Raw genomic sequence first — 26,723 nt, 5'->3', positions numbered from 1 at the left:
CGGATGTTGCCGCGTGGGGCGATCTGCGCGATGTGGGCCTCGCGCAGGCCACCGGCGGCGTAGTACTCGACCACCGCGCCGTCGGCGTGGAAATCCCGGCTGGTGCCGGGGTTGTTGCTCTTCTGGCCGTTGCCCGCCTTGACGGTGACCGTGATCACCTTCGACTGCAGGCGCGCGATCTCCAGGCGCAGCTTGGCGACGGCGTCCTTGGCGTGGACCATCTGGTCCTTCGACAGGCCGGCCGACTCGCCCAGCCGGAAGATCGCGTCGCGGGCTTCCTTCGACTTGCCGGCCAGGTTGAACAGCTGCGGCAGGGCCTGCAGGATCACCAGCTTCTGCTTGTCCACTCCCAGCGCGGCGTCACCGGTCTTCTTGCCGAGGTCGGCCTGCTTCTTCGCTGCGTCGGTGACCTGGCTGATGAAGTCGGAGAAGCCGCCGCGAGCTCGGATGATCGCGTCGCGCTGCTTGTCCGTCATCCCGGCGAAGAAGTCGAGCTTCCCGCCGGCCGCCTCGATCGCCTTCTTCGCGTCGTCGTAGCCGCGCTTCAGCCCGGCCAGGGCCGACTCTGCGTCGGTCCTGCCGGCGAAGACGTCCATCGACGATTGGAAATCGTCGAGCTTCTGGCGGGCCCCGTCGATGGCCCCCGCGGCGTCGTTCGTCGGCCCAACCGCCCCGGACACGGCCGAGGTGTACTCGGGGAAGAGCGTCTTCAGCTTGTCCAGCGGGACGCCGGCGTCGTGGGCCATCTTCGCCAGCTGATCGAACATCTTCGCGGCCGCGTCGCCGTGCCCGGACGACACGGCCTGCGCGAGCCCCTTGTCGATGTTCTGGATGCGGGTCAGGCCCGAGTCGAGGTTGACGCCGAAGGTTGTGCTGAAGACGTCGTTGACCTGGCTGCCCAGCTTGGCGAAGGTGTTGTCGCTGGTGAGGCGGGACGCGATCTGGCCGAAGCTCTCCCACTGGGACGGGTCGAGCGCCGATACCTTGCCGTTGATCTGGTTCAGCAGCTCCGGTGTCGGCCGACCGCCGTCGGCCACGGCGGCGATGTTCTGCGCCAGGGTGTGGATGTCGGGGTTGAGCCCGGACAGCCGGTCCCGGAGGGCTGTAGCGGCCCCGGCGACGGCGCCGACGCCCAGGGCAATGGCTCCGCCCTTGAGGGTGCCACCCAGCCCGGAGAAGCCGCCTGCGGCCCTCTCTGCCGCGCTCCCGGCGCCAGCCAAGGGGACGCGCGCCTTATCCGCGGCGTCGCCCGCCTTCTTGAAGCCGATGCTCAGCCCGCCGAGCCACTCGTTGACGCCCTTGGCGGTCTGGTACAGCTTCACCGCTGCGACGACAGCTGCGATCGCGCCGGCGACTGCCCGGATCTCCCCCGGACTCATGCCGCTGATCAGGTCAGCGAGGATCACCCACGCGCCGAGCTTCAGCGCGGACCCGAGTTTGGCCGCGCCGACGACGGCGCCGACGCCAGCGGCGATGGCCTGGATCTGCTCGGGCGACATGTGCGCGAGCCGGTCGCTGATCGACACCAGGACGTCGAGCGTGGTCTCACCGGCGCCGGCCCCGGCGGCCAGGATGTGCCCGACGGTCGACCCGAGGTCACCGAGGATGCCCATCACCTTGGGGCCGTTCTGGGACACGTAGTCCAGGAACTTCTGGAAGTCCTGATTGGTCCGCAGGCTGGTACCCCAGTCGGCGAACTTCTTCGACGCGGTCTCGATGCTGCCGACCACGGCACCGGTGTGCGGGAGGAAGGCGTCGAAGACCCCGGCCAGCCCGGTCATCACGTTGAGGCCGGTGTTGCCGAGCCCTTCGATGGCGCGGGGCATGGCGGTGTTCAGGTCGAACAGCAGCTGGTCGAAGATCGGGCGGTTGAGGGCGGTGGCGGCGTCCTTCTCGAAGTCGACGAAGGACCGTCCCGCCGTCCGGACCAGGGGCGAAATGCGCGGCAGCTGGGACTGGATGAGGTCCAGGCCGCCGGTGATCGCGGGGAACACGTCCCCCTCGAGGGAGCGCTGCCAGGCAAGGTAGGCGTCCTGGTAGCCCTTGATGTGCTTGGCGAGGTCCTGCTCGCGCTTGGACAGCTGGGACATCTTGGACGCTGCCCCGCCGGCGGCGCCGCCGGTCTGCTGCATCGCCGCCTTGGCCTGCAGCTGCTCCACCTTGAGCCGCTGCGCGGCGCGCTCGGCGTCCCGCTGCGCCTTCAGGACGTCGGCCTGCGCCTTGGCGATGGCGCGCTGTCCCTCGATGGCCGCCTTGGCCGCCTCAGCGCGGGCGTCGGACAGGTTGCGCTCGGCGTCCTGCTCGCGCTGGGTCGCGGACGCGACGTTGTCCTTCGCAGCCCGGACCTGATCGCTGCCTTCGACGCCCTTGGCGTTCGCGTCGGCCTGCTCCTTGGCCAGCTGCGCGTTGCGGGCCTGCACGCTCTTGAGGGCGAACTCGGCCTCGCGGACGCGCAGCGCGGCGTCCTGCCGGTCGAGCTGGGAGGTGGCGGGGTTGGCGTTCGCCCGGGCAAGGTCGGACTGAGCGCGGGCAAGGGAGATCCGGGCACGCTCCTCGGCCAGGGCGCCACCCTCGGTCGCCAGCGCGAGGTCCTCCAGCCGCTGCTGGGCCTCCTCCCGCGCCCGCGTCAGGTCCTCCACCGCGCGCTGGGTAGCGCGGTGAGAGTCAGCCACGGAGCGCTCGGCGTCCTCGATGCGACGGGCCGCTGTCGCCTGCCGCTCGGCGGACTGCTCGACCGCGTCTGCAACCTGCTGCTGGGCCTGCCGTACGGCGTCCTGCGCGTCCTTGACGCGGTCCTGCGCCTCAGCCAGCTGCAGCGCCGTGCTGGCGGCGCGGGCCTGCTTGGACGCCAGGGACTCGGCGGCGCCGCCCGCACCACCCGACGCCGACTGCTGCTGCTGCAGGGCGTCGTTCACCCGCCCGAGCGCGGGCACGGCAACGGCGGCGAAGCCGGCCGCGCCGGCTCCAGCCGCGCCGAACGCGGCGGCCGCGATCCCCACGGTCGTGGCCACGGGCAGGGACGCCAGCGCAGCCGCGACCAGGGCGATGTTGCGCAGCGCGCCGGACACGTCGGCGTCGACCCGCGGCCGCGCGGTGCGGCCCCCGGTCTGGTTCAGCTCCGACTGCAGGGTCCGCAGGTCGGCCAGCGCGCGGGCGGAGTCCACCTGCACCTGCGGGTTGGCGCTGCTGCGATTCAGCGCTTCGAGCTGGCGCTGGATCTCGCTGAGCTCCGCCTTGGCGGCGCCAGCGTCGAGGTCGACGCCGATGGTGCGGCCGCGCAGCGAGTCCAGGCGTGCACGGAGGTCGTCGAGCTTGCTCTGCGCCTGGTCGGTGTTGAACCGGTCGACCTCGGCCTGCAGCGCGGCGATCTCCGTGAGAGCGGCGCTGGTGTCGACGCGCAGGTCGATGTCGGCCGAGGAGTCGACCGTCTCCAGCTCCGACTTGATGGCCTGGAGTTCCGCCAGAGCGGTCGCGGCGTCGATGTCGACGTTGATGGTCTTACCGGCCAAGTCCTGCAGCGCCGCCCGCAGCGTCTGAACCTTGGCCTGCGCGTCGGTGGAGGATGCGGTGATCTCGGCCTTCGGCAGCGACCGGAACGCGGCCTCCAGGCGGCGAGTGAAGCTGCGGGCGAAAGCCCCGGCCGCCGCGTCGCCGTCCTTGGTGGGGCGGTCCTTGGGGACCTTCGGGAGGGGCAGCTCCTTGGGAAGGTTTTTGAAGGGGTCGGACAGGCCTTCGAGACTGTCGCGGAACCGCTTGGCGGCGGCCTCGGCCTTGGCGAGCCCGGTGATGAAGTCCTTGTTGTCGAGCCAGAGCTTGACCGTTACGGTCCTGTCCGCCATCGGGCTCACCCCCTCCCGCCGCGGTTGTGGTATCGGGCGATTTCCGGATGAAAGGGGTGAGGGTGTGGGAGCGTGCCAACCAATCGGACACTCCGGGCGTCTTACGCCCTGTCGGCCCCCCAGCCTCTGGAGCACCTCATGAGCACCCCGTACGGCCCGCAGGGGCCGCAGCAGCCCGTGCCGCCGTACGGCGGACCTCAGCCGCAGGGTCCGCAGTTCGGTCCCCCGCCCGGCCAGCAGTTCGGGCCGCAGTACGGCCCGCCGAACGGCTACGCGCCCCAGCCCGCCTACGGCTACGGGATGCCGGCGCCCGCGCCGGAGCCCCGCAACGGCTTCGGCATCGCGGCGCTCATCTGCGCGATCCTCGGCCTGCTCTGCGCGATCATGCCGATCCTGTTCCTGGTCGGCGGGCCGCTGTCGGTCATCGCGATCGGTCTCGCGTTCGCCGGCCGCGCCCGGGTGACCCGCGGCACCGCCACGAACAAGGGCACCAACACGGCCGCCCTGATCATCGGCATCCTGGCCCTGCTGGCCGCGATCAACGGTGCGCGGATCGTGTTCACGGCCGTTAATGAGTTCGGCAACCAGGTACAGCATATCAGCAACGACAACCAGAAGACGATCGACTGCATCGGGAAGGCGACCACGCCCGAAGAGATGAGCAACTGCGTCAACTAGCGCTGCCGCCGGCGGACGTGGAACAGGTGCCCCGGATCGACGTCGTCGGCCTGGTACGGCGCCTTCGCCTTCTCCAACTCCCGGCAGGCGAAGCACACCGTCGGGGTGGGCACCTCCCACTCCCCTTCCAGGGCGGGGTCGGTGGTCTCGTCCAGGTAGTGGCCGCACCCGGTCGGGCACAGGCTGTTGGCGTTGGCCCGCTCGGCCATGGCCCAGCCCAGGTCCTCCTCGGTCCACAGCGGGTCGTGCACGGTGACCGACCGGATGAGGCGGCCGCGGCGCACGACCTCGCCGTGTTCGTCGAGGGTGTCGGGCTCGTACTCGTACGTGGTCTCCGACACCCGGCGGCGGCCGAGGAGGACTGACCTGGGCACCTGGTAGGCGCGGGCGAGGATCAGCTCGTCTTGGTGCCGGGCAGATGCTCGGAGGCGGTCCTGGAGAAAGGGACGTCCACGGAGCTCCTGTTCAGCAGCCAGCAGGTGTTGAACAGGTCGTTCCACTGACCGGACGTGATCGAGTCGACGAGGCGGCCCGCCTGCTCCTCGTTCATCTCCGGCGTGGCCGCGCTGGCGGCCAGGAGGGCGACGCCGAAGGTCTCGGCGTTGAACGCTTCGTCTTGCCCCTTCCGCGCGGGGTGTGCGGCGAGTAGGTCGGAGAACTTCTTGGAGGAGATGCCGCGCAGGAGCAGGGTGACGGTGGCGGTCTCCATCTCCTGCTCCAGCGCGCGGCACTGCTTCGCGAGGTCGCGCACCTTCTTCGTGTTGCCGGCCAGGGAGTTGGTGCTTTCCCGCTCGGCCAGCTTGAGCAGCCGCTCGGTCTCTTCCCACTGGGACTGAAGGTCAGCCCGCAGGCACAACCTGAACGCTCTCTCGGGGCGCTGGATCTTGCCGAGGATGTCCTCGATGCCCAGCGCGGTCGGGGGGGCTTGCTCGACCATCAGGCGACCACCGCGTCACTGTCGGCCGTGGCGTAGTTGAACAGCTTCGACTTGAACGTCTGGGCCGTGTTCAGCGCCGGCGGCTGCTTACGCTGGCGCCCGCAGCGAACCGGGTAGACCTCGACCGGGTCGCCCGCCTCGTAGTCGTCCTCGTGCGGGCGGTTGCGACGTACGGCGAGGAAGCCCTTCTGCCGGTCGACGAGAGTGCTGGTGCCGACGTCGTCGACGTCGTCCTCCTGGATCTTCACCGTGAGCTCCAGGGAGTACTTCACGGTGCCGGCGTCCTCGGTCTCGTCCCGGGACGCGAGGCTGGTGTTGTCGACGGCGGCCTGCTCCGGGCTGATGTCCAGGCCGTCCTTGGTGAGGACTTCCTGGAGATCCTGGCCCGCGTTGAGCTCGGCCGCCGGGGGGTTGCTGACGGAGGACAGGGTGAGGCAGAAGGTGACCTTGACGTTGCCGTCACCGAGGAGGTCGGACATGCGTTACTCCTTGTCGTTCCTGGCCGCGGCGCGGCGGGTGGTCGCGGAGGCGGAGGACTCGGGCGGCGACGGCTCGCCCGTTGCGGTCTCGGGCGCGGGGGCCGGCGGCGGGGCCTGGACCTGGTCGAGGCGGTCGTAGTGCTCGGCGAACAGGGGGTAGGCGCGCTCGGAGACGGTCGTGACGTCGCCGGTGAGCTTCGAGCGGACCTTGATCATGCGAGCGGGCATCAGCCGATCACCGCCCACGTCACGGTGGTGGTCGACGACCACGCCAGGGAGATGAGGTTGCTGTCGGCGGGGTCCCGGTAGGACGGGAGCAGCAGCAGCGTGAACGAGCTGTTGGCGGGGATGGTGTAGGTCTTGGCCGGGTTCGCCACGCCGTAGTCGGTGTTGCCGGGCGGGTCGATCGTGAGGGTGACCGCGGACCCGGAGCCGTTGACGACGAGCATCCGGGTCGTCTTCTTGATCCCGGAGACCTTGTCGCCGGCCGCGGCCGAGTGCAGTGTGATCGCGGCGCCGTTGACGACCGCGACCTGAGGTCCGTGAGTAGCCATACGGGCTCCTTCAGGGCATGCGAAAAGAGCCCGCGCACACGGTGTGCCGGGCTACGAACAGGGGCTGGTCAGAGCGCTTGGGAGCGGAACGCGATCTCCACCACGGCGCGGTACTCCGGCGGTGGCGGCGTGTCGACCCGGGCGATCGGCGGCGACCCGGGCGGTGTCTGCACCCGGTAGCAGCGCCGGCCGGGGAGGGTGAGCCGCTTGCCGATCAGCGCGGCCCGCACCTGATCCGCGCAGGTCTCGGCCTGGCCCGCGGTCGCGCCCCAGCAGTTGATCTGCGCGCTGTAGTCCAGGTACTCCAGCGGCTCCGCCACGCTCCCGTCCGGCACCCCAGGGGACGGGTAGAGCACGGCGTACGGGACGTAGGTGGAGTCGTACGGCTCGCCCTGCCACCCGCCGCCCTCGGGGTGCTCCGCGCGGCCTACGACGATTTGCGCGGCTTGCAGGGCGGCGACGACGGCGTCGGTGTGCGGCGTGCTCGGAGCCAGGTCGTCAGCCACGGAGGACCTTCTCCCCGACCTGGGCGAGGATCTCGGGCAGCGGCGCGGTCGCTTCGTCGAACGCCGGCCGCATGTACGGCTGCGGCGCCGTCCCGGGGTGGTGGACCAGGCGGGCGAACACGTCGTCGCCGTGCTCGTCGACCCAGTGCAGCGCCTTCGCGTTCCGGGGCCGGATGATGTGCGGCTTCGTGCCGTACTCGACGTGCGCCCCGTAGCTTGCTGTTGGGCCGGCTTCGAAGCCGAGGCCGTCGTTGTCGAAGTCCACGCCGATCGTGGACTTCAGGTGCCCGGTGTCGACCGCCACCCTGGTCTGGCCGCCGGCCACGGTGTCGAAGGCGGTCTTGCGAACGACCACCGAGCACAGCTCCTCCGTCTTGGGGACGGCGGCGGCCAGGTGCTCGATGAGGTCGTCGACCTCCGTCAGGTCCCACTCGGCGCCCACGTTCACGCCTCCCTGCGGGTCAGGTCGTCGCTGCAGGCCAGGATGCGCTCCCACCCCTCCGACCCGTAGCGGGGGTTGGTGACGCGGAAGCGGCGGCCGACCAGGCCCGGGTCGGGAGCGGCGGTGATGGTGACGATGTCACCCTCGAGCACGTCGTCGGCGTCCCACTCGATGGCAACCGTGTGCACCGTCGTGGACACCTGCCGGTCGCCCATGTCGAACGGGGCGGCCGCGGGGGCGGAGCCGACGCGGCAGGGGCCGGTGTAGACGGTGGTCGGCGCGGGCGGGTGCCAGACGTTGGAGCCGTCTGTGGTGCCTCCGCCGGTGGTGCGGGTGATGTGGCAGCGGGCGGTCTGCAGCCCGGTCGAGGTCGGCCGGTGGTGCTCGGACCAGCGGGGGTGGATGGGGGTGTGTCCGGCGAACGGCACCCGAGGTCACCCCCGTTCAGTAGCGGTGGCGGTAGGCGAGCTGGGGGTCGAAGTCCACGATGTCGAACCCCGCGTCGGCGTCGCCCAGGCCTTCGGCGACCTGGTCGCGGAGGGCTTGAGCGCGGGCGCGGAGCTCGGCGGCGACCGCGGGCCCGTCGGTAGACGCCCCGTCCATGGTCGTGAGCTTCTTCGAGATGAGCGCCTCGCTGCTCGCGATCGCGTCCAGGGCCTGCGCGGCGGCGAGCTTGACGTCGCCGCCCTCCATGGCGAGGTAGCCGCCGATCTGGGCGTCGGACAGCAGCGGGTTAGCCTCGTCGGTGTCCGGGATGAGGAGGCGCACCTGCCCGACGTCCGAGGCGTAGTCGATCACTGGAAGACAGAAACCTTCCACGTCGCGCTGGCGGGGTCGATCGCGCCGCCCGTGGTGTTGAGCAGCCGGATCGTCACCGTGTCCGCCGCGCTGACGTGCGCGCACCACATGAGGCCGGCGTTGACAGTGGAGGGCGCGGCGACCGCCACCCTGTCTCCGACGGCCGCGCCGGTCACGGTGATGGAGAGCGTGGCGACTGCGCCTGCGGCGATCGAGGGGAAGTCGAGCGCCGCGGACCCCTGAAGCGCCGCCTGGGCGGCAGGGACCTTGCCGGTGGTGTCCAGGGTGGCGAGGCCGCCGGCCGCGCCCTTGGCTGTCGAGCCCATGGGTCAGGCCCCCTTCTTCGTCGCGGTGGAACGGGTGCGGGACGCCGGGCGGCGGCCCTGCTTGGCCGGTTGCGCGGGCTCCGCCAGGTCGGCCGGCTCGGCCGGGGCCTCATCCGAGGCGCCCGGCCGGGCCTGTGCAGCGGTGGCGGGCTCGCGAAGCTCGACCGGCCCGTCAGCCTCCGTCTTGGCGGTGGGCTCAGGGGTGCGGTCGAGCAGCGAGCGGAGCAGCTGATTGGTCTCGCCGAGCCGGTCGTGCACGGCCTTGAGATACTCGTCGGTCACGCTGATCGGCGGGTGGAGTTCGCCCACGTCAGCTGCCGGTGCCGTTGGAGGCGACCGCGCTCTTCGGGTCCATCAGGGTGCCGCCGAACACGTGGCGGACCTTGGTGTCCACGCTGTCGGTGTCGAAGTCGCCGTCCATCGGGTCGACCGTGCCGCCGCCGACGCGGACCGCGTTCGGCGCCTTCTGGAACAGCTCCGGCGTCTCGTGGCCGACGAGGAAGCCCATCTCCATCGCCGGGCGGCCGACGTTGGGGTCGGCGAACAGGTACCAGGAGGTGTTGCCGTTCGCCGAGCTGGAGATGATCGGCAGCCACGGGTTGACGACGACGGTGACGTCGTTGCGCAGCCAGTTCTGCACGCGGAGCTGGTTGTTGCCGGTGCCGTCGCCGCCGCCGTCGGCCGCGAGGATCTCGGTGGCATTGATGATGTTGTTCGCGGTGATCCTGAGCGCCGGCGGCACCATCAGCACCACCCCGGACACGTAGATGGGGTTGCCGTCGGTGTCCTTCTGCGCCGCCAGGACGTTGTACGCGGTCGTCAGGCCGGCGACCGACAGGGCCGGGTTGCTGGTGACGACGTTGGCGTTGCCCGAGCTGAAGAAGGTGGAGTCCGGGCCGTTGGAGCCGGCGAACAGGTCGGTGAAGAACTTCTCCTCGCTGAACGTTGCCGCGTTGGCGAGCCGGTTCGGCATGTCGGCCAGGGCGTCGAGGTCGTCGTTGATGAACGACTCCCAGGTGAAGGGCAGGCGGCGGCCGAACTTCTTCACCGAGTAGCTGTACTTGCCATCGGTCACGGTCGCGGCGGGGTACTCCTCGGCCTGCTTGACCTCGGTCAGGACGGCCTCGCCGCCGTCGAGGGTGTACCGGTTGACGCTGCGGAAGTCTCGGACGCGGCCGCGCTTGGCCACGCTCGTCCACACGACGGGGGTGTGCTGGTAGCGGGCGAGCATCTGCCGGTCGATGATGTCGCCGAACAGGTACTGGAAGTCGCTGGTGGACATGGCCTCCTGCAGCCGGTACACCGGCGTGCGGCCGTCGAGGACGGCCTGGTAGAGGCGGGTGGCCTCCAGCAGGCTCTGCTTGTACTTGGGGTCGGTGCGGCCGCCCCGGACGCGGCGGCCCTCGCGGGCGTACAGCCGCTCGGTGGAAGCGTCGGCGGCGTTGTAGGACTCGATGAGGTCGAGGAGCTGCATGGTGGTTGTCCTTGCTCGTCAGGCGCTCCGCGCCAGGGGCATGAAAGAAGCCCCCGGCCGGCGGCGCGGAGGCTGCGAGAGAGCGGGGGCGGGTGCTAGTAGCCGATCTTGACGCGGATCGTCGCGGTGGAGCCGGAGGTGACGGCGTCCAGGGCGTAGCCGAAGCGGACGCCGGTGTTCTTCTTCGACAGCTTGGGGGTGTCGGCGGTGACGTAGTAGATGATGTCGCCGACCGCGACCGCGCTGTTGCCGCCGCCGTCGACGCCCTTCACCGACAGGGTTGCCACCCCGTTGGTCTTGATCGTGGCCAGCCCGTCGGAGCCCTCCGTGATGATGGCGACGCCGGGCAGCTGGCCGACGAGCACGGGGTCGCCGGAGGCCGGAGTGGCGGGGTCGGTGGCGGCGAGCGCGATCTGGTTGCCGTCCTCGAGCACGATGTTCTTGGCCATGGGTCAGGCCCTCCCGTTCGCGGCCACCTGGGCGGCCTTGTCGTCCATGCCCGGCAGGCCGGCGAAGGCCTCCTCGAGCTGCTTGTCGATGTCGGCGGCGGAGGTCTCGTGGCGGGCCTCGCCGAGGCCGCGGATCTGGCCGACGCCGGCCGCCTCGAGGTAGGAGGCGATCTCGGTCTTCTTGTCGGTGATGGCCGACTCGATGAGGGTGCCGAAGGCGTCGGTGTCGAGGGTGCCGGCCTCGGTGAGGGGCAGGTCGCGGCAGACGCTCGCGGCGACCCGGCCGTGGGAGTCGGAGGGCAGGCCGGAGGTCTTGAGGGCCTCGGTGACGAGGTGGCGGGCGGCGTTCTCGTTCTCCAGGCGCTGGGCCTTGGCGTCGGCGGCGTTCGCGCGGGCGTCGGCCGTGTCGGCGCGCTCGCGCAGCTGCGCGATGTGCGTGAGGGCCTCCTCCAGCTGCGTCTTCATGGTCGCGGCCTCGGCGAGCTGCCGGGCCTGCTCTTCGGTGATCTCGGGCATTGCGCCCTCCTCCATCTGTGCGGTGCCCGGCGCGTTGCCCGGCGCGGTGGGGGTGGTGCCCTCGTCCCCCGGCTCGCCGGGGGTCTGGGGCTCGGGTTCGTAGGTGGTGACGGCGCGGACCTCGACCGGCTCCCCGGTGAGGGTCACCTCGCGCCCGGCCAGGGTGTAGGTCTGCTGGTACAGGTCGGACCCACCGCCGAGGCCGGAGCCGTTCTCCATCGAGAAGACCACCCAGTCGTCGGTGTAGTCGCGGACCCAGGTCCAGATGTCCTTGCCGCCGTAGGCGTCCTTGACCGCGTCGCACAGGGCGTCGCGGAGGTCGTTCGCGGTGATGCCGGCGGCCTCGGCCAGGGCCCGCGCGGCCTCCGACATCACGGACGCGGCGTCCGCGCTGTCGTCGGGGTCGTCGTACAGGTCCCGCTCGTACAGCTGCGGCGCCTGCTCCTGCACCGCGGCGGTGAACGCATCCAGCGCGCCGCCGACCGCCGAACTCAGGGCAATCCGCTCGTCCCGGGTGAGGCGGCCCTGGCCGTACATGTCGTCGCCGAGCTGGGTGAGCGCCAGGTGCAGGCGGGACTCGATCCAGCCGCCGATGTTCCTGGCCTCGGCCAGCGTGGTCTCGCGCATCACGGACTCCTTCATGGGGGTGCGCGGCTTGATGCCGGCCAGGCCAGGCAGGGGCTTCGAGGGCAGTTCACCGGAGCGGCCGTACGGCGCGGCGCGCTTCGCCTCGACCAGCGCGACGCCGCCGGCCGGCGTGCGGCGCGACTCCTCCAACGCGGACGTCCGCCAGGCGCTGGCCAGGTCATCCATCTGCGGGCCGTCGATCGCGATGCCCCAGGCGTCGCCCTCGGTCGGAGAGATGGTCAAGTAGCTGTCGGCGCCGCCCCACTCGCCATGCAGCCGCACCTCGACGGGCCCGTGGTTGGTGTCGACGGTCTTGGCCGTGACGCCGGAGTCCGGGGCATTCGGCGAGGTGTCCTCCTCGTCGAACCCCTCGTTGACCACCGTGATTGCCTTGGAGATCGCCGCCGCGGACTTGGCGTCGAGGGTCACCGTGACGGGCCGGCCGTCTTCGCCGAGGTGTCGGACAGCGACCTGCCCACCCTGGTTCGGGTAGACGTCGAAGGTGCCGTAGTCGCCGTCGAAGCGCGTCGCGCCGTCCAGACCCGCGTCGGCCTGCTCGATACGGTCGGCGTCCTTCGGGGTGAGGGTGAACGGCTTGTTGTCGTCGATCTGCACCTCGTACCGGCTCGCGCCGGTCTTGGTGACCTTGCCGAAGACGAACCCCTCACCGTCGGCCAGGACCTCATGCTCCCCGACGTCCAGGCCCTCCTCGTCGTCCCGGGGGATGGCGCCGAGCGTGGTGCGTAGCTCATCGTGGGTGAGGGCGAGGTTCTGGTCGCTGACGGACATGTGGGTGAAGTCGTCGCCTGCCTCACGGTGGACGCTGACCGTGCCGCTATTGGTCGTCTTGACGTCGGCTGAGGCGATCGTCGAGGGCATGCCCTTCCCGCCGGGGCCCGCGGTGGTGGGCGGCTTGCCGGCGGCGCGGCGGGTGATGTCGGCGTCATCGGTGCGGCCGGCGTCGATGTTGGCTTGGCGGGCGGCGTTGCGAGCGGCCTGGTCCTCGTCCGCGGCCGCGCGCTCGTGGGCGCCCATGGTGTCGTAGATGCCTCGAGCGTCGCTCCGCGTCAGGGCGGTTCCGGGTGTGGCGGCGATGTCGTCGCGGCTGGCGTCCGGGCGGGGGCTCATGTGGAGCTGGAAGTCGCTTTTGCCGGTGCGCTTGACGATGGCGAGGGTGCGGTCGCCGGAGGTGATGGGGAGTTCGCCGCCAACGGGTGTGCTGCGCAGCGGGGAGTGGGCGAGGATGCCCATGCCGTGGTGGAGCTGCTTGTAGTCCTCGCTGCTGAGCTTGTGGGTGTCCGCGCCGACCTGGAGGGTGCCGGCGCCGTCGGCGTGGCGGCTGACGGTGATGCTGCCGCCGCCGTTGGTCTTGACGGAGGCCGTCCGGGTGCCGCCGCCGGCCGAGTGCTCTCCCCCACCGCCGCCGGTGTGCGGCCCGGAGCTGCCGTGCCCGAAGCGGCCGTGGTAGCCGCGCGGGTGTTTGTCTTCACGCCAATCGCCCCGCTCTTCGAGGGCCTGCGCTCGGGCGGACTCGATGAGCTGCACCAGCCGGCCGCCCGCCCCGGCCGCTGTCACGAAATCCACGGACTGGGCCTCGGTGATCCGGGTGACGATCGGTCCGCGGATGCCGTCAGCGGTGCTGGCCTCGACCGTGCCCGAGGCGCGGATGGACAGGCCGATGTCGTCGGCCATGGCCTCGATGATGGGCGCCCAGTGCGGGTAGACCTCGACGTCGGCGTACAGGCCGTCGCCCTCGTACACCGCCGGGGAGGCCAGGCGGCCGGCGCGGTCGCGCACCGACCGCTCCGGACGTTCGTACGCTTCGCTCACCGTGGGGTGGTCGATGTACATGGGCAGGCCCTGGCTGAACACGGGGGCGCTCTCGCGGAGGGTGATGGCCGGGTAGTAGCCGGAGCTGCCCTGGATGTCACCGGCGATGAGCCGCGCGCGGAACCGGCGGCCCTTCGGGGTGGCGCCGCCGGCGGCCTCGGCGAGGGACACACTCTCCGCGAGCGGGTGCTGCTGCGGCATCATGCCTCCTCTCGCGTTCGGGTGGTGAGCTCGGCGACCGGGGTGACGTGGAAGGCGTCGCGCCAGCCGTTCGTGGAGCGGCGGCTGGACAGGTCGGCCCAGCCGATGGCGCCGTCGTCGAGCAGCTGCAGCCGGGCTGGGCCCATGATCTGGAGCTGGTCCTCCCGGGGGAGGGCGTCGAAGATGGCGCGGGCGTCCGGGAGGGCGTCGGCCGGCTCGTCAAGGTCGAACCCGAGGTCGGCCCAGGACTTGGTCTTCGGGGTGCGGGAGCAGCGGCCTTGGTGGTGGTCGAGCGGGCCTGGCTCCGTGATGGGGTGCAGGGTGCCGTGCTGGGCCCAGCACGACGGGCACGTGCGGAGGCGTGAGGGGCCGGTGACCTCGGCGTGCCAGATCCACCCGGCGAGGACGTCGGCGTGGTCCTGTTGGCCGATCTCCGCCGCCTGGCGGTGCGCGTCCAACACTTCGGTGCGGGCGATCACGGCCGCCCTCGCCAATCCCCCGTTGAACTGCCCTTCTACCCGTTTCACCATGGCCGCCGCGGCGTCACGCGGGTTGTCCCCGGTGACGACGCCGCGGACCAGCTCGCGCTTCATTGCCTCCGTCGCGTCGCCCTCCATGCGCCGGGTGCCGGCGGTCACCTGCTCGGCCGTGCGGCGGACGATCGCGTCGACGGCGTCGGCCTGGTGCCGGCGGTGCCGGGCCGCGGCCGGTGCCGTGGTGCCGTACGGGAGTTGCGAGGACACGATGGCCGTCTGCCCGTCGAGGCCGATGGTGGCGGTCTGGCGGGCGGCTGCGGGGACGTAGCGGCGGACCTGGGCGGCGAGCCGTTCCAGCGCGATGCCGGACTGCTCGAGGGCTGCGAGGGTCCGGCGGGCGCGCAGGACCCGCCCGCGGGCGGGCCAGCCGCCGTCCGTGCTGGCGTTGATGAGGTCGGTGACGGCGGCGAGGAACACCTCGGCGAGGTCGTCCCACGCGGTGACCCAGGCGGCGGTGAGGCCGCGGACGAGGCCGTCGGTTACGCGGTCGACGGAGGCGCGCATCTCGCGGACGAGGCGGAGGGTGTCGCGGGTGATCGGCACAGGGGTCACCCCGCCTCATGCTCGTGACCTGCGGAGACAGCTCACTGCTAACAATCTTGCGAGCCGTTCCCGGACAATTAGGACGTAGTGGATCTTTCGATGGAAGGAGGTGAAAAGTGCTCGCGAAGATCACCATGCGGAATCGCAAGCGGGGCGAGCTGATCGTGTACGACAGCTACACGCTCTCGTGGCCCTCGCGCAGGGCCTGGTGGCTGACGTTCCGCAACGGCGATGATGTGGTCCTGCACTGCCGCGTGTCCGAGATCGACGACTTCAAGCGCCTGAACTAGTCGATCGGGCCGGTCTCGGCCAACGCCGTGCCGGTGTCGGCCGAGACCCGCTCGGAGCAGTGCGCCGTACCCTCGCGGTCCAGAACCTCAGCTGCCGCCCCGGGCCTTGCGGGTCATCGCGGCCTTCTTGGCCATACGCGAGCGCCGCTCGTGCGTCTTACCGGCGTTCGCGATCCGCGCGGCAGCCTCCTTGCTGTGGCCCTGGCGTCGGAGCTCCCGGTAGACGTCCTCCCGGCCCGCCACGATGCCCCGGATGCCGCCGGCAGCCTCACGCACCTGGTCACCGCCAGCGCCCTCGTCCGGGCCCTCCCCCGTGCCCTGGGTCGGGGCGGCCGGAGGGGCGTTACCGAGCACGCTCGCCGGGTCCTCGCCGCGGCGGAAGGCGTCCGCCGCGGCCTGACCGGCCGACGCCGCCGGCGAGATGAAGTTGCCGTCGGCGTCCGTCAGCTTCGCGAGGATCCCGTCCACGTCCCGCACCCCAAGCGCCTCCAGCAGCAGCCGAGTGATCACCTCAGGCGGGACGTGCGACGTGCTGTCCGCCTTGACGATCGCCTCGATCAGCGTGCTCGGGTCGACGTCGTCGATGTCCGGGAAGCTGATGTCGACGGTGGTGTCCGCGCTGCCGCGCAGGCGTACCGTCTCGCGCCCGTCGTAGGGGTCCGTGTCGATGACGCCCTTCAGGATGCCCTCGGGCGCGCGCACGGACTCGGTGATGACGTGGCCGAGGATCGCCTGGAAGGCGTCCGCCCAGACACCCTGCCGCAGCTCCATGGACCGCTCGGTCGGGGTGTCGAGGGTCTCCGCGGTGGCCCGGGCGCCGGTCGTGCCGGGGTCGCCGAGGAGCATCGTCACGGGAACGTCCAGGGCGGCAGCAGTCATCGCGGCGAGCGGCCGGCCGGACTCGCTGTCGATGGTCGCGCCGGTCTTCGGCACGGCCTCCAGCGCCATGTCGGCGGTCATGATGGCAGTGGCGCCGGCGTGCTGCGCGTCGCCGTTGACGGGGTCGCGGGTGGGGGCGGCGGCGATGCGGGCGCGCGCGGCCTGCTGCTTGGAGCCCTTCGTGGTGAGGCGCCACGCGAACCGGGACAGGGCCTTCACGAGGCGGGCCCAGTCGGTCAGGAAGTCCTTGTAGGCCTGCGCCCAGTCGATCGCGGCGTAGCAGTCGGCGAGGCCGAACTTCCACCCGTCGTGGCCCCCCACGCGCACGTGGTAGACGGGGGCGTCCCAGCGCACGGGGCCCGTGCTGCCGTCGCGGCCGCGGAGCACCTTCGGCCGGCTCGCGGGCCGGTAGCCGAGGGCGGGGTAAAAGACGATCCGCCGCTCGATGATGACGGCGCCGGTGGCAGCGTCCAAACGCTCGGTCCACCCGTCCTGCTGGTAGTACCAGGGTTCGGAGGCGTCGTCGGGGTTAGTGATGACGTCGACGATCTCGTCCCAAGGCAGGCGGCGGACCTGCACACGGCCGGTTCGAGGTGCCGTGAACAGGGCGAGGAAGACCTGGCCGTCGGTGAACAGGCACCGCTCCAGGCTCTCGTGGGCCTGCCCGCTGGACAGGGCGCGCCGGTTGCCGGGGTCGTCGAGGAAGCGCTGGATGACCTCGTTTACCCGCTTGTCCCGGCCGGTGATGGACACGCCCTGGCCCCACACGTATGCGGTGCGCAGGGCGAGGCCGCGCTTGAGCAGGGGCGACTTGAGGGTCATGACGCGGGCGACGCTCGTAATCTGGCGGAGCCCATCGCGGGTGAACTCCTGCTCGGCGAGGGCGGTGAGGCGCCGCCAGCCGGGTTCGAACATGCGGTTTTCGAGGTCGCTGACGCTTTCGCGGAGCCAGGCGTTCTCGGTGCGTTCCTGGCGGACCTGCTCGGCGAGGTCGGCCTGGCCGGTCCACTGGTAGAACCGCTGCCGCAGGGGCAGCACGGCCTCCCTGAGGGCTTCGCGCACTGCCATAGCCGTCACCCCCTGTTCAGGTCACCATGGGCTGATTTCGTAGCCGTCGAGTTCGTCGTCCAGTTCCTCGTCCTCGACGATCAGGTCACCGGCCAGCAGAGGCGCCAACAACAGCCGGTTCAACGCCTGAGACATCGCGTCAACGCGGTCGTCGTGTGCTCCGTTGGGGAAGCTGGCGTGCTCTTCGATGAAGGCGCCGACCCACGGGGCGAGCTCCGGGGCGGGCAGGAACACTTGGCCAGCTTCGGCGAATGGGGCGACGGCGGAGGCGCGGGCGTACTTGGAGCCGTGGGGCTCCTCCGGGATGAGCCCGGCCACTGTCTTCGACAGGGAGTTGATGACGGCCGTGCCGTTGGCCTTGTCCTCCACCAGCTTCAGAAGCGACTGCGGCCACTTGACGGCCAGGCGACGCACCGCCTTGCGGGTTTCCACGAACGACAGCCGGTCGTGGACCTGGTCGAGGAGGTACGCCTGGAGGCCGTACCGGGCCCAGACCTGCCCGCACACGTAATCGGAGCTCTCGGTGTCCTTGAAGGTCATGTCCCAGGACGTGAGGACTTCATCGGCGCCGATCGCCCAGCACGAGCCGTCGTCGCGGACAACCCACCGCCGGTCGCGGTATTCGCGCCACCATTCGCGGTTGAACAGGTCGCCCTCAGGCGGTGCGGGCTTGCCCTGGTAGAGGGCGTTCCAGACACGGGAGCCGACCGCGATGCGGATCTGCTTCCACTGCTCGACGCTGCGCCCGCGGGCTGATCGCAAGAACTCCCCCGGCTGCCGGCCGAGCGGGTCGGTCTCCCCTTTGTTGGGGTCGTGGTCGGCCTGGGCGGGGATGTTGAGGACTCGCCACCGTCCGGCGTCTTCGGCCTCCAGTACCCTCCCTGCGAGGTCGTCTTCATGCCACCGCGTCAGGATGATCACCACGGGGGCGCCGGGGGCCAAACGGGTGTTGGCGACTGCTTGCCAGAACCCCCACACGACTTCGCGCCAGGCCTTGCTGTCGGCGTCCCGCATGTCCTTGATCGGGTCGTCGATGAACAGCGCATCGGCCGGCTTGCCGGTGAGGCCTGAGGTGATGCCGACGCTGCGTACGCCGCCGCGGTGCCCGTCCAGTCGCCACCGGCGGGCGGCACCATTGTCTGGGGCGATACGCAGCCCGAGATCGAGGGTGTCATCGGTGCCGTCGTTGGTAGTGATGTGGTTGCGGATGTTGCGGCCGAACTCGTCCGCGAGGTCCTGGGCGTAGCAGGCGATCGCGATGCGGAGGTCCGGGTTTCGGGTCAGCAGCCACAGGGGGCCCATCGTGGTGACCCGCGTGGACTTCCCCTCCTGGGGCGGCATCGTGATGACGAGCCGGTCACAGCGGCCTTCGGCGACGTCGACGAGGGCGGCGTCGATGAGGTCGAGGGCCGGGGTCTGGATCGTGGTGGGGTCGATGGCCCGGGCGAGCTCACCGGGGGTCGCCCACGCCTTCCGCTCGGGCTCAGGCTTGGGCTCGAACTGGCGGGCGGCGACCTCCCACGGGGACAGGACAGTCATGTGATGTCGACCGGCTGGCCCTCGATCACCGGGGTCTCCTGCGACGCGGTGACGCGCACCCAGGGGATGTAGGTGCCGGGTGCGGCGGTCAGGTCGAAGGTGGTGCCGGGGCCGATGAGGATCTTCGCGATGGTCTGCCCGTCGTCGGTGTCCCAGTCGGCGTCGGCCCACCCGTCCTCAGCGGGGCGGACACCGTACGGCAGGACCTGCATCTGCACGGGGAGGTCGGTAAGGGACTGGTCGCCTTCGACGGCGACGGCGAGGTACTCCTTCGACTCGCGCGGGATCCGCTCGGGCACCGCCGTCACCCCCTCGTCATGTGGCGTCCCAGGTTCGGTCGGTCTCCCCTGACCAGCCGCGCCCGGTGGTGTCGCCGCCCCAGCCCCGGCCGGTGGCGCCGGACCAGGAGCGGCCCGAGCCCCGCGCGCGCCACAGGCGGCGGGAGGCGACGGGGCGGACGGTGATGTCGTCGACCTGGGCGGGCACGGTGACGACCGCGGCCTCGGCCATCACCGCGCTGTCGGTGGCGCCGGCCTGCGCGGCGACTGTGGCGAGGAACGCGGCCAGGGCGGTGTCGGTCAGCGCGGGCGCGGCGATGACCTGCGCGAGGTCGTCCAGGGTCGCGGTGTCCGCGGTGGCGAGGTCGCTGCCGGGGACGGTGACCGTCGCCGCCTCGGCCAGGGTCCCCTGGTCCTGCCCGCCCGGCTGGCCGGTCAGGTCGACGTGCTCATCGGCGGCTGCCCCATCGGCGGTGGGGAGCTCCGCGGTCAGGCCCGCCGCGTCGGCCAACGCCGCGGTGTCCTGGGCGGTGGGGCCGCTGGTCTGGTCGGTGGCTGCGGCTTCGCCGAGGGCGGCCGTGTCGCCGAGGGTGAGGGTGATGGTCGCGGTCTCGGCGAGTGCCGCGAGGTCGGCGGCGGCCGGGCCGGCGGTGAGGCCGGCGGTGTCGGCGAGTAGGGCGCTGTCGGTGACCGCGGGCCCTGCGGACTGCTGAACGGCGGCCGTCTCGTCGAGCGTGGCCGCGTCGGCGACGGTGAGGTCGGCGGCGAGGGCCGCGAAGTCGCCGGCCGTGAACGAGTCGGCGGCGGGGATGGCGATGCCGGCGGCCTCGCCGAGGGTCCCGGCGTCCGCCGCGGCTGTCGCGGCGGCCAGGGCGGCCTGCTCGGCGAGCGTGGTCTGGTCGGTTGCGGCCTGGGTGATGGTCGCCTGGTCGGTGAGCGCCGCGGCGTCGGTGACGGCCTGGGTGGCCGTGACGGCGGCCTGTTCGGCGAGCTGGGCGGCGTCCACGGTTGGGGTGGTGAGCGTGGCCGTGTCGGCCAGGGCGGCGCTGTCCTGGGCGGTGAGCGCGGCGGCCGGGGTGGCCTGTTCGTCGAGGGTGCCCGCGTCCGTGGTGGCGCTGGCGTAGACGAGGGTCGTCGCCTCGGTGACGGCGCCCTGGTCGACCGCAGTGAGGGCCGCCACCGTGGTGGCCTGGTCCGCGAGAGCGCCGCCGTCGGCCGTGGGCAGGGCGACGGCGGCGGACTCCTGCGCCGACGCGGAGTCGGTGGCGCTCACAGCCGCCGCGGGGACGGCCTGCTCCCCCAGACCCGCGGCGTCCGTGGGGGCCAGGGCGAGGATGGCCTGCTCGGTCAGGACAGCAGCGTCGGTTGCTCCCGCGGCCGCCGTGACAGCGGAGGTCTCGCCCAGCGTTCCCGCGTCCTGGACGGCTAGGGAGACCTGGGAAGCGTTGGTGAGCGCCGCGCTGTCGCTGACTGAGACCGCAGCCGCCGGGGCGGACATCTCGGCCAGGGCGGCCGAGTCGGAGGCCGCCACAGCCTGGGTGACGACGAGCTGCGCGACCTCACCGAGAGCGGCCGCGTCCGTGCGGGCCTGCCCGATGCTGGATGTGCCCTCGGCGAGGGCGACACCGTCAACCCTCGCCGCAGCGGCAGCGGCGGCAGATACCTCCGACAGCTGACCCGCATCCGACACCGCGCGGGCGACCGTGAGCTGCGACGTCTCGCCGAGTGACGCCGCGTCCGTCCGGGCCCAGAGGACAGCGACGGCCGACTGCTCGGTGAGGGCAGCGGAGGCGGACGCGCTGATCGGGGTCGTGGCGGAAGTGGGGAGAAGCTCGACCGCGACAGGCGTCCAGGCGGGGTCACTGGCGGTGGTCGTGAAGTTCAGCGTGACGGTGTCGCCGGCCGCGGCTGTGGCGGTGGCCTTGGTGACGGCCAAGGCCGACATGTCCGGGTTGTTGCGGACGCCCTCGCCGACGTCCGTGGATGTGGGCGTAGCGGCGCCGCTGTACTCCGTGGCGCCGCCGACAGTCCATGATCCAGCGACGGACGCCGTGTAAAGGGTCGGCGTGTAGTTCTGGTACGTGGCGCCGACGACGTAGTCGGCGAAGGTGTGACCGACGGGATTGGTCAGGTCGACGCCGGTGAAGACGTACACCTTGAGCCCGCAGTCATCGGAGTTGACGCTGAGGGTGGCCGTCATGCTCGCGACTGCGCTGGCGACGGGCGCGGTGTAGATGGTGGTCTGGCCGGAGCCGAAGGGTGTGGTGACGCGTTGGGTCCATGTCAGCGACTGGGTGTCGGACATGGTGTAAGTGCTGCCGAAGGTTTCGGTGAAGCAGATGGCGACGAGGACGGAGGATGCCGGCACGGCGAAGGTGGCGGTGGTGACGGTGCCGGCGGAGGGGGTGACGACGAGGGCGGGTGAGGTTTGGGGGGTGATGGCCACGTCGGCGCCTCCTGGGTGCGCGGGGTGCGACGTGGGGGCGGGTGCGACCCTCCGGGGCCTGGTAGCCCCCAAGCCCTGGGCTCTCGGAGGGTCGCACCTGGGGCGCGCGGCCGTACGGGGAAGCCGGCGCGCGCCCACGCCCGCGCCCAGGGTGCGGTGGGGTTCCCCCGGGGGCGGGCGGGTCTGGTTATGCGGCGGGGGTGAGGGCGGCGGCGCGGCGCTGGGCGCGCAGCTCGTCGCGGGTCTCGGGGGTGGGGGGTATGGGTTCGCCGCGGTGGATGCAGCCGTCGATCGTGGCGAGGTCGCGGTAGTCGTAGACCGTCTCGCGGCCGGCGCGGCCGAGCTGGCGGGCGCCGTACCGCTGACCCCATTTCCGGATGGTGGCGGGGGTGCGGTTGAGGCGGTTGCCGCCGGTGGCTGCGGTGACGGGTTCTGGGCGGTCGTCGGGGTGGTTGTGCATGGTCACCCCCGTAATGCGAAATGCCTCCGACCCGGTGGGGTGGAGGCATTCGTCGTCCCGTCGCAGGAAGTGTGACATGTCTCTGATCAGCATGGCAACCTGTCCGGGCCGACTTCGCGCACCTCGGCGAGAGGGCCTGGCTCGACTACTCCGTGCAGATGCTCGACCTGCTCGGCTGGCACGCATCCGGCGATTGGAGGCTCATCGACAGAGAACGGTAACGGTCGTGTGCTGCGCATCGTGTCCGTCCGCATCGGCGCCGAGGTGTCCCGCGCCGAGCTCGCCGACGACGGCACCGTCACCTACGCCGGCGGCGAGTCGGCCGCGGCCGCCGTCCGCAGGTGGCTGCGGCACCACTCCGGCGGCACCACCCCCGGCCGCAGCGAAGGCGACGCCGTCAGCGGGCTGCTGGCGGACGGGTGGTCGAACGGGTCCCTGATGGTGGTCACTGAACCGGCTCTCCCAGCCCGGTGGACCGCAGCTTCAACAAAAGTTCGCCGACCGCCGCACGGTGGACAGAGGGCAGGACGTCATCCCGCAACATTAGAACGAGAATAGGCTCGTGGGGTACGACGTGGTTCAGTGCCGCAGCTAAGGCCCTGGCCGCTTGGTCCTCCGCGAGGGCGGCCAGGATGTCTTCCGCGTGTTGCTTGCCTGCACCGTGCCGACTGATCCAACGGAGCGCGGCGACAGCACGCGTCACTATGTCGAACTCGTTCTCGGACAGGGGATAGGTCGCGATCTCGTCGTCGAAGTCTGCCCATCCGTCAGGTGGCGTAGGCGGAGTGGGGTCTCCTGGCCGTTTGAGCACCTCGGCCAGCCAGCGGGTCTTCGGCCGGGAATTGATCTCCTCGGCCACGATGCGCACTAATGCCTGAAGTTGTTGCGTGGTCTTTCGGGCCCTCGGCGACCAAACAAGCGCGTCCCGTAGCCCCTCAGCAATGATCTCGCGTTGCTGGTCGCCCGCATCAGCAAAACGCACCACTATGCGGGCGATTGTAAGGAGATCAGGGGGCAGCGGTTCCTGCAGCACCTGCAGGCCGTGTGCGATGAGCCGGTCCCGCCACTTTGGTATACCGCGTGCCATGCCGTCATCGATGAGATCGAGCGCCAGCCTCGGCCCGATGGGAACGACGTTGCCCAGACGCGCGTAGGCGTCGTCATCGATCGATTCCACGAGCTCGACCAAAGCCTGTTGCACATGGGGTTGGGGGTCGAAGAACAGTCGGCCTGCAGCAAATATCCATGTGTTGCGCCAGTGCGGGCTGGGGGCAGCCTTCCGAAGGCGCTCAACCACGACGTCCAAGGGGCCTGTGGTCAGGTGCATCGCGGCCATGAGCTCTTGCAGGGAGCGCACGTCGAATCCGTAACCCTTGTCTCCGTGGGGTGCGATGAGCACCAGACGCCGGGTGGCGGCTGCGACGATGTTGGAACGCAGGTCCGCATCGACGCCGGAGGGCTTGAAGCCGGCGTCGTGCAGCACTTCCCAGGTGAAGTTCTCCAACTCCTGATGGGTGAGGGTGGCGTTGGAGCGGTCGCCGGCTTCGCTGCGGGCCTGGAGGGCGAATCCGATGCGTTCGTGCAGTTGCTGGATCTGCTGCCCGTGCTCCTGAAGGATTCGGTTGAATCCGGTCTGCTTGTCCCGCTCTCGCTTGAAGACCGTCTCGTAGTAGCCCCAGAACAGACTGAACCGGTCAGGAGCCAGGCGGCCGGCCGCGCCAACGATGATCGTCAGGATGAGCACCTGCAGCGGCGTTCGCAGCAAATTCCGCAGTGCCTCGTCGTCGGCAGCCTTTTTCAGCTGTTGGATGATCTTCTCGGTCCTGTCGAGATCATGGAGCCGCACCATCGTTACCAGGGTGCCGTAGCGCACGGCTTGTTCAGGTTCGAGGTAGTCCAGGTCGATGCGCTGGAACTGTGCTGGAGCGATGTTCTCGGTGTAGCCGATCGGCCGGGTGGTGAGCACGACGAACAGGTCGCAATCGTCGGCTTCGGCGTTGTTGACGAGCTCGGTGACGCGCTCAATAAGCCGCTTGCGTACCGTCGGTTCGGTTACTTCGTCAAGTCCGTCCAGTACCAAGAACCAGGGCCAGCGTTTCATCCATGCTAGGAGCGCACTGGGCCTGACATTGCCGAGGTTCGAGCGCTTGGAGACTCTTTCGGCGATGTAGCTGATCAATGTGGAGTCTTCATCGAGCCCATGTTTTTCGGCATATTGAGCGAGGTCGATGCGCATGGCCCAGCGGCGATGCTGGGGGAGAGTTCTGCCGAACCGTTGGAGCGCCTCGTCCATACCGGAGATCACTTGCTGGTGGGCCGTGCTTAGGTCACTCGCGCCGGTGAGCATGGCCGCTCGGTATGCCTGTACGAGGAACTTGGAGATGGTGGTCTTCCCGTTGCCGGGGGCACCGGCGACGATGAGGTGGCGTGGGCCGCGGTGTGTGGTCAGTTTGGGCCGCAGCATGTGCTCGCCTCGGTCAAGGACGTGCTGGATCACGGTGGTGCGTTCGGTTCCGCCATTGAGTGTGACCGGTAGGTCGATGGCGACCCGGTGAACGGGGAGGCTGACTCCGTCGCCGGCGCCGGCCTCGTCGAAGTAGATGAGGCCTTCGCTAGTCAACGTGGTACGGGCGTGAGCGCGAAGTCCTGGTTCAAGTTGCTCGAGAGGAAGGGAACCGGTGAACTCGGCCAGGTTGGCGAACACATCCGCTGCCGTGAGGAAGCCAGGGAACGCCTGACGGACACCTGCATGCGAATTTAGCAGGGCCTGGATCTGGTTGCCGTCCCACAAGCGCCACTTGTGCAGCCGTGAGATACGGGCGAGCCTTGCCTTTCGGTCGGCCCCCTTACCGACATCGCGACTGGCGTCTTTCAGGCCGTCGATGTAGCCCTGAATCTTTGTGTTCAGGAAGTCATGGCCACCAGCATCGGGCACTGGAGTCAGCGGGACGTTGGTGATGATCACCAGATGGTCCGGCACGGGGTTCCTGCCTGAGGAGGGATCAGCCCATGTCTCTAGCTCTTCCCGAACCTCCCCCCACAGCCAGCTCGCGTCATCGGAAGGTCGCGCGGACAGTTGCTTCTTGTGCTTGACCTGGAAAACCGTGTATCCGTCCCAGACCTCGCCCGCCTCTTCATCGGACTTATGCCATATGAGCGGGCCCTTGAAGTACAGGTCTCGGCCCCCGTCGCGGCCCGCTCCCATCACCGAAACACCCGCGCCGAAGGTCTGCACCGCGAGCGCCGCCGCGAGATCTTGAAACCCGATGGGGCCTAGCTGCTCCAGGTTGTACGCCACTGCGCACCTTTCTTCCACCTGCGGGAGCCCGCACCGAGGGGAAAATTCGGAATAACTAACCTACCGCCAACCGATGTGATGCCCGGGACGATCCAGCGCAAGAGCGGTGCGGTGGGAAGAGCGGTCCTGAAGTCTTGCGTCAGCTCCTGTCGCGTAGCTCGGCCTGGTCGCCGAAGGTGAGCAGGACACGTGCTTGCCCGGCGGGGATGTCGGCCGGCGTCGAGCTGTGGAGGGCCCGGGCGAGGTCGTTGTGCTGGATCACAGTGTCTCCAGGGGTATCTGCTGGTGGAGCAGCATGCCGATCGGGAGATGGGCGAGGCCTCCGGCGGCGATCAGGAGGCCTCGACGTACTTCAGTATGGCGGCGAGGACGTCCTGGGTGGCGTCCTCGCCCAGGTCGACGGCCGGGGATTCGAGGTCGTCGCGTTTCATCCAGACCCGCAGGTGGGTCTCGCCGTCCTTGTCGCGCTGCTTGCCGACGTGGAGGACGTCGCCGGGCTCATGAGGCCAGTCGGGGAAGAGGTCGGCGATGACGCGGCGTCGGGCCTCGTCGATGGCGGCCATGATGGCGGTGGGCTCGGTCATCGCGTCACCACTCCCTCGGCGAATACAACGTTCGCGGAGGCTCATCCTCCTCCCGATACGCCAACGTCCGCGGAGAAATTCAGGAGGTGGCATGGCCCCAAGAGTGGCGCCTCACTTCTCCTCGGACCGCGGCATCATGAGGACCTCAAGTCCTGCCCTCCGAGCTCGCAGCGACTGCCCGGTGTCATTAGTCATGAAGATGACGGGGCGGCCGGCTAGGTCCCGAACCGTCACTGCCCTGTCGATGATCTCCTCGTCCATGTTCGGAAGTCGCTCGTGGCGGGGGTCGTCGAACAAGACCTCGATGGTGATAGCTCCTCTCGGGGTCGTATCGCTGGTGTCGTTTGGGGAGAAGCCGGATTCTCTGAGCGTCCCGATGTCGCGCGGGTCGGTCAACGCGCCAACGATGGTGCGAAGGCTGGTGCGGGCGCGGGTGCGGGCCCTGTCCTGGCCTCGGTCCTTGAGGTTGTCAAGCTCATCGACAACAGCGAGCGGGATCACGAGGTGGATGGTGCTTTCACCAGCCTTGAGCAACGGGGCGAGGTCCCAGCAGTCCAGCGTCCAGGAGTAGTTCATGATCATGCTCGTCTCGGGCACGACGAAGTGCTCGATGTCCTGCCACCGTTCCATCAACCCGCGCAACTCGTCGAACTCGTCCTTGATGTCCTCGATCCGCTCGATGAGCTCCATCTCAACGAGGTCAAGAATCGGCGGCGCTGCGGGATGCGGGGACGTTTGGATGGCCGAGTAGCGGCGGGTGAAGATCAGCCGATCAATATCCTCAGCTCGAAGGCGGTGGCGCAGGAGTCGAGCGGACTCGTGGGTCCATCTCATGTAGCCGTTGTAGAAGTCGATGCCGGGCGCCGTTCGAGCGGCATACGCATTGAGGGCGGCGCCGTGGACCATTCGGAGGGTCTCGTAAACGTCGGTCCGATTGGACCCTGGGTAGAGACGCAGCATCTGAACATCCTGGCACTGGGACTTCATTACGGGCGTCGCGATTACACCTTGCGCCAGGCGGGGATCCAGGCGCCGTTCTCGACCACGTAGTCGCCGAACAGCGACGGGGCCTCCTGCCGCATGATCTCGCCGATGCGGTTGAACACGAGGCGGATCTCCTCCTCGGCCCCCTCCGCCGTGCGGGCC

28 protein-coding genes and 1 pseudogene are annotated in these 26,723 nt (G+C 70.1%); 2 read left to right on the top strand and 27 right to left on the bottom strand.

Going from position 1 to position 26,723, the window contains the following annotated elements; translation table 11 throughout:
* The coding region (locus Mco01_RS37590; protein ID WP_204061595.1) for a coiled-coil domain-containing protein at positions 1 to 3,839 on the bottom strand (3,839 nt) is incomplete at its 3' end.
* A 138-nt stretch (positions 3,840 to 3,977) separates the two neighbouring features.
* Between Mco01_RS37590 and Mco01_RS37585 the strand changes: the two genes are divergently transcribed.
* Entirely contained in the window at positions 3,978 to 4,517 is a 540-nt protein-coding gene (locus tag Mco01_RS37585; protein ID WP_204061594.1) for a DUF4190 domain-containing protein, read from the top strand.
* On the opposite strand, the gene Mco01_RS37580 is transcribed toward Mco01_RS37585, so the two are convergent.
* From Mco01_RS37580 to Mco01_RS37510, 15 genes are all read right to left on the bottom strand, one after another.
* Positions 4,514 to 4,891: a hypothetical protein gene (locus tag Mco01_RS37580; RefSeq protein ID WP_204061593.1), complete on the bottom strand. Its 378-nt coding sequence runs from the start codon at positions 4,889 to 4,891 to the stop codon at positions 4,514 to 4,516. The genes Mco01_RS37585 and Mco01_RS37580 overlap by 4 nt on opposite strands.
* 20 nt (positions 4,892 to 4,911) lie before the next feature.
* Positions 4,912 to 5,454 carry a hypothetical protein gene (locus tag Mco01_RS37575; RefSeq protein ID WP_204061592.1) on the bottom strand — a complete coding sequence of 181 codons (543 nt, stop codon included), beginning with the start codon at positions 5,452 to 5,454 and terminating at the stop codon, positions 4,912 to 4,914.
* Complete coding sequence (locus Mco01_RS37570) at positions 5,454 to 5,933, bottom strand: phage tail tube protein (RefSeq protein WP_204061591.1); 480 nt, start codon at positions 5,931 to 5,933, stop codon at positions 5,454 to 5,456. The genes Mco01_RS37575 and Mco01_RS37570 overlap by 1 nt, the downstream gene beginning before the upstream one ends.
* 3 nt (positions 5,934 to 5,936) lie before the next feature.
* Positions 5,937 to 6,161: a hypothetical protein gene (locus Mco01_RS37565; protein WP_204061590.1), complete on the bottom strand. Its 225-nt coding sequence runs from the start codon at positions 6,159 to 6,161 to the stop codon at positions 5,937 to 5,939.
* Complete coding sequence (locus Mco01_RS37560; protein WP_204061589.1) at positions 6,161 to 6,487, bottom strand: pyrimidine/purine nucleoside phosphorylase family protein; 327 nt, start codon at positions 6,485 to 6,487, stop codon at positions 6,161 to 6,163. The genes Mco01_RS37565 and Mco01_RS37560 overlap by 1 nt, the downstream gene beginning before the upstream one ends.
* Before the next feature lie 68 nt (positions 6,488 to 6,555).
* On the bottom strand, positions 6,556 to 6,993 hold the full coding sequence (gp17, locus tag Mco01_RS37555; protein ID WP_204061588.1) for a tail completion protein gp17: 438 nt from the start codon (positions 6,991 to 6,993) through the stop codon (positions 6,556 to 6,558).
* Positions 6,986 to 7,441: an HK97 gp10 family phage protein gene (locus Mco01_RS37550; protein WP_204061587.1), complete on the bottom strand. Its 456-nt coding sequence runs from the start codon at positions 7,439 to 7,441 to the stop codon at positions 6,986 to 6,988. The genes gp17 and Mco01_RS37550 overlap by 8 nt, the downstream gene beginning before the upstream one ends.
* Positions 7,438 to 7,863 (bottom strand): DUF6093 family protein, encoded by a 426-nt coding sequence (locus Mco01_RS37545; protein ID WP_204061586.1) that lies wholly within the window; start codon positions 7,861 to 7,863, stop codon positions 7,438 to 7,440. Before Mco01_RS37545 ends, Mco01_RS37550 begins: the two co-directional genes overlap by 4 nt.
* Before the next feature lie 16 nt (positions 7,864 to 7,879).
* The gene (locus tag Mco01_RS37540) at positions 7,880 to 8,233 is read right to left on the bottom strand and encodes a hypothetical protein (protein ID WP_204061585.1); all 354 of its coding nucleotides are present in this window, start codon (positions 8,231 to 8,233) and stop codon (positions 7,880 to 7,882) included.
* Complete coding sequence (locus Mco01_RS37535; RefSeq protein ID WP_204061584.1) at positions 8,230 to 8,559, bottom strand: hypothetical protein; 330 nt, start codon at positions 8,557 to 8,559, stop codon at positions 8,230 to 8,232. Before Mco01_RS37535 ends, Mco01_RS37540 begins: the two co-directional genes overlap by 4 nt.
* Before the next feature lie 3 nt (positions 8,560 to 8,562).
* On the bottom strand, positions 8,563 to 8,868 hold the full coding sequence (locus tag Mco01_RS37530; RefSeq protein WP_204061583.1) for a hypothetical protein: 306 nt from the start codon (positions 8,866 to 8,868) through the stop codon (positions 8,563 to 8,565).
* Between the two features lies 1 nt (position 8,869).
* Positions 8,870 to 10,033 (bottom strand): phage major capsid protein, encoded by a 1,164-nt coding sequence (locus tag Mco01_RS37525; RefSeq protein ID WP_204061582.1) that lies wholly within the window; start codon positions 10,031 to 10,033, stop codon positions 8,870 to 8,872.
* 95 nt (positions 10,034 to 10,128) lie between these two features.
* A complete protein-coding gene (locus Mco01_RS37520) occupies positions 10,129 to 10,482 on the bottom strand; it encodes a DUF2190 family protein (RefSeq protein ID WP_204061581.1) in 354 nt (117 codons plus the stop codon).
* Between the two features lie 3 nt (positions 10,483 to 10,485).
* Positions 10,486 to 13,656, bottom strand: a complete 3,171-nt coding sequence (locus Mco01_RS37515; protein WP_204061580.1) for a hypothetical protein — start codon at positions 13,654 to 13,656, stop codon at positions 10,486 to 10,488.
* Positions 13,656 to 14,744: a putative phage head morphogenesis protein gene (locus Mco01_RS37510; protein ID WP_204061579.1), complete on the bottom strand. Its 1,089-nt coding sequence runs from the start codon at positions 14,742 to 14,744 to the stop codon at positions 13,656 to 13,658. The genes Mco01_RS37515 and Mco01_RS37510 overlap by 1 nt, the downstream gene beginning before the upstream one ends.
* A 107-nt stretch (positions 14,745 to 14,851) precedes the next feature.
* Between Mco01_RS37510 and Mco01_RS37505 the strand changes: the two genes are divergently transcribed.
* Positions 14,852 to 15,025: a hypothetical protein gene (locus Mco01_RS37505; RefSeq protein ID WP_204061578.1), complete on the top strand. Its 174-nt coding sequence runs from the start codon at positions 14,852 to 14,854 to the stop codon at positions 15,023 to 15,025.
* A gap of 87 nt (positions 15,026 to 15,112) precedes the next feature.
* Here the strand turns inward: Mco01_RS37505 and Mco01_RS37500 are convergent, their stop codons facing one another.
* The 11 genes and pseudogenes from Mco01_RS37500 to Mco01_RS39590 form a co-directional block, all read right to left on the bottom strand.
* Positions 15,113 to 16,972 carry a DUF7218 family protein gene (locus Mco01_RS37500; protein WP_204061577.1) on the bottom strand — a complete coding sequence of 620 codons (1,860 nt, stop codon included), beginning with the start codon at positions 16,970 to 16,972 and terminating at the stop codon, positions 15,113 to 15,115.
* 21 nt (positions 16,973 to 16,993) lie between these two features.
* The gene (gene terL, locus Mco01_RS37495) at positions 16,994 to 18,511 is read right to left on the bottom strand and encodes a phage terminase large subunit (RefSeq protein WP_204061576.1); all 1,518 of its coding nucleotides are present in this window, start codon (positions 18,509 to 18,511) and stop codon (positions 16,994 to 16,996) included.
* Positions 18,508 to 18,810: a hypothetical protein gene (locus tag Mco01_RS37490; RefSeq protein ID WP_204061575.1), complete on the bottom strand. Its 303-nt coding sequence runs from the start codon at positions 18,808 to 18,810 to the stop codon at positions 18,508 to 18,510. Before Mco01_RS37490 ends, terL begins: the two co-directional genes overlap by 4 nt.
* Positions 18,811 to 18,826: 16 nt before the next feature.
* The gene (locus Mco01_RS37485; RefSeq protein WP_204061574.1) at positions 18,827 to 21,235 is read right to left on the bottom strand and encodes a ribonuclease E domain-containing protein; all 2,409 of its coding nucleotides are present in this window, start codon (positions 21,233 to 21,235) and stop codon (positions 18,827 to 18,829) included.
* Positions 21,236 to 21,422: 187 nt separating this feature from the next.
* Positions 21,423 to 21,701, bottom strand: coding sequence for a hypothetical protein (locus Mco01_RS37480; protein WP_204061573.1), 279 nt, complete (start codon positions 21,699 to 21,701; stop codon positions 21,423 to 21,425).
* Positions 21,702 to 21,997: 296 nt separating this feature from the next.
* Positions 21,998 to 22,144 (bottom strand): hypothetical protein, encoded by a 147-nt coding sequence (locus Mco01_RS37475; RefSeq protein ID WP_204061572.1) that lies wholly within the window; start codon positions 22,142 to 22,144, stop codon positions 21,998 to 22,000.
* Positions 22,141 to 24,993 carry an NACHT domain-containing protein gene (locus Mco01_RS37470; protein WP_204061571.1) on the bottom strand — a complete coding sequence of 951 codons (2,853 nt, stop codon included), beginning with the start codon at positions 24,991 to 24,993 and terminating at the stop codon, positions 22,141 to 22,143. Before Mco01_RS37470 ends, Mco01_RS37475 begins: the two co-directional genes overlap by 4 nt.
* Positions 24,994 to 25,132: 139 nt before the next feature.
* The gene (locus Mco01_RS40010; protein ID WP_275410689.1) at positions 25,133 to 25,255 is read right to left on the bottom strand and encodes a hypothetical protein; all 123 of its coding nucleotides are present in this window, start codon (positions 25,253 to 25,255) and stop codon (positions 25,133 to 25,135) included.
* Between the two features lie 70 nt (positions 25,256 to 25,325).
* Positions 25,326 to 25,577: a hypothetical protein gene (locus tag Mco01_RS37465; RefSeq protein WP_204061570.1), complete on the bottom strand. Its 252-nt coding sequence runs from the start codon at positions 25,575 to 25,577 to the stop codon at positions 25,326 to 25,328.
* A gap of 111 nt (positions 25,578 to 25,688) precedes the next feature.
* A complete protein-coding gene (locus Mco01_RS37460; protein ID WP_204061569.1) occupies positions 25,689 to 26,537 on the bottom strand; it encodes a PIN domain-containing protein in 849 nt (282 codons plus the stop codon).
* A 41-nt stretch (positions 26,538 to 26,578) separates the two neighbouring features.
* Positions 26,579 to 26,723 (bottom strand): annotated as a pseudogene (locus Mco01_RS39590) (FAD-dependent thymidylate synthase); the annotation flags it as partial.

This window comes from Microbispora corallina (genome assembly GCF_016863035.1).
Classification (GTDB): domain Bacteria; phylum Actinomycetota; class Actinomycetes; order Streptosporangiales; family Streptosporangiaceae; genus Microbispora; species Microbispora corallina.
The sequence above is the reverse complement of the archived record's forward strand: the minus strand, read 5'-3'. Positions and strand labels throughout refer to the sequence as shown.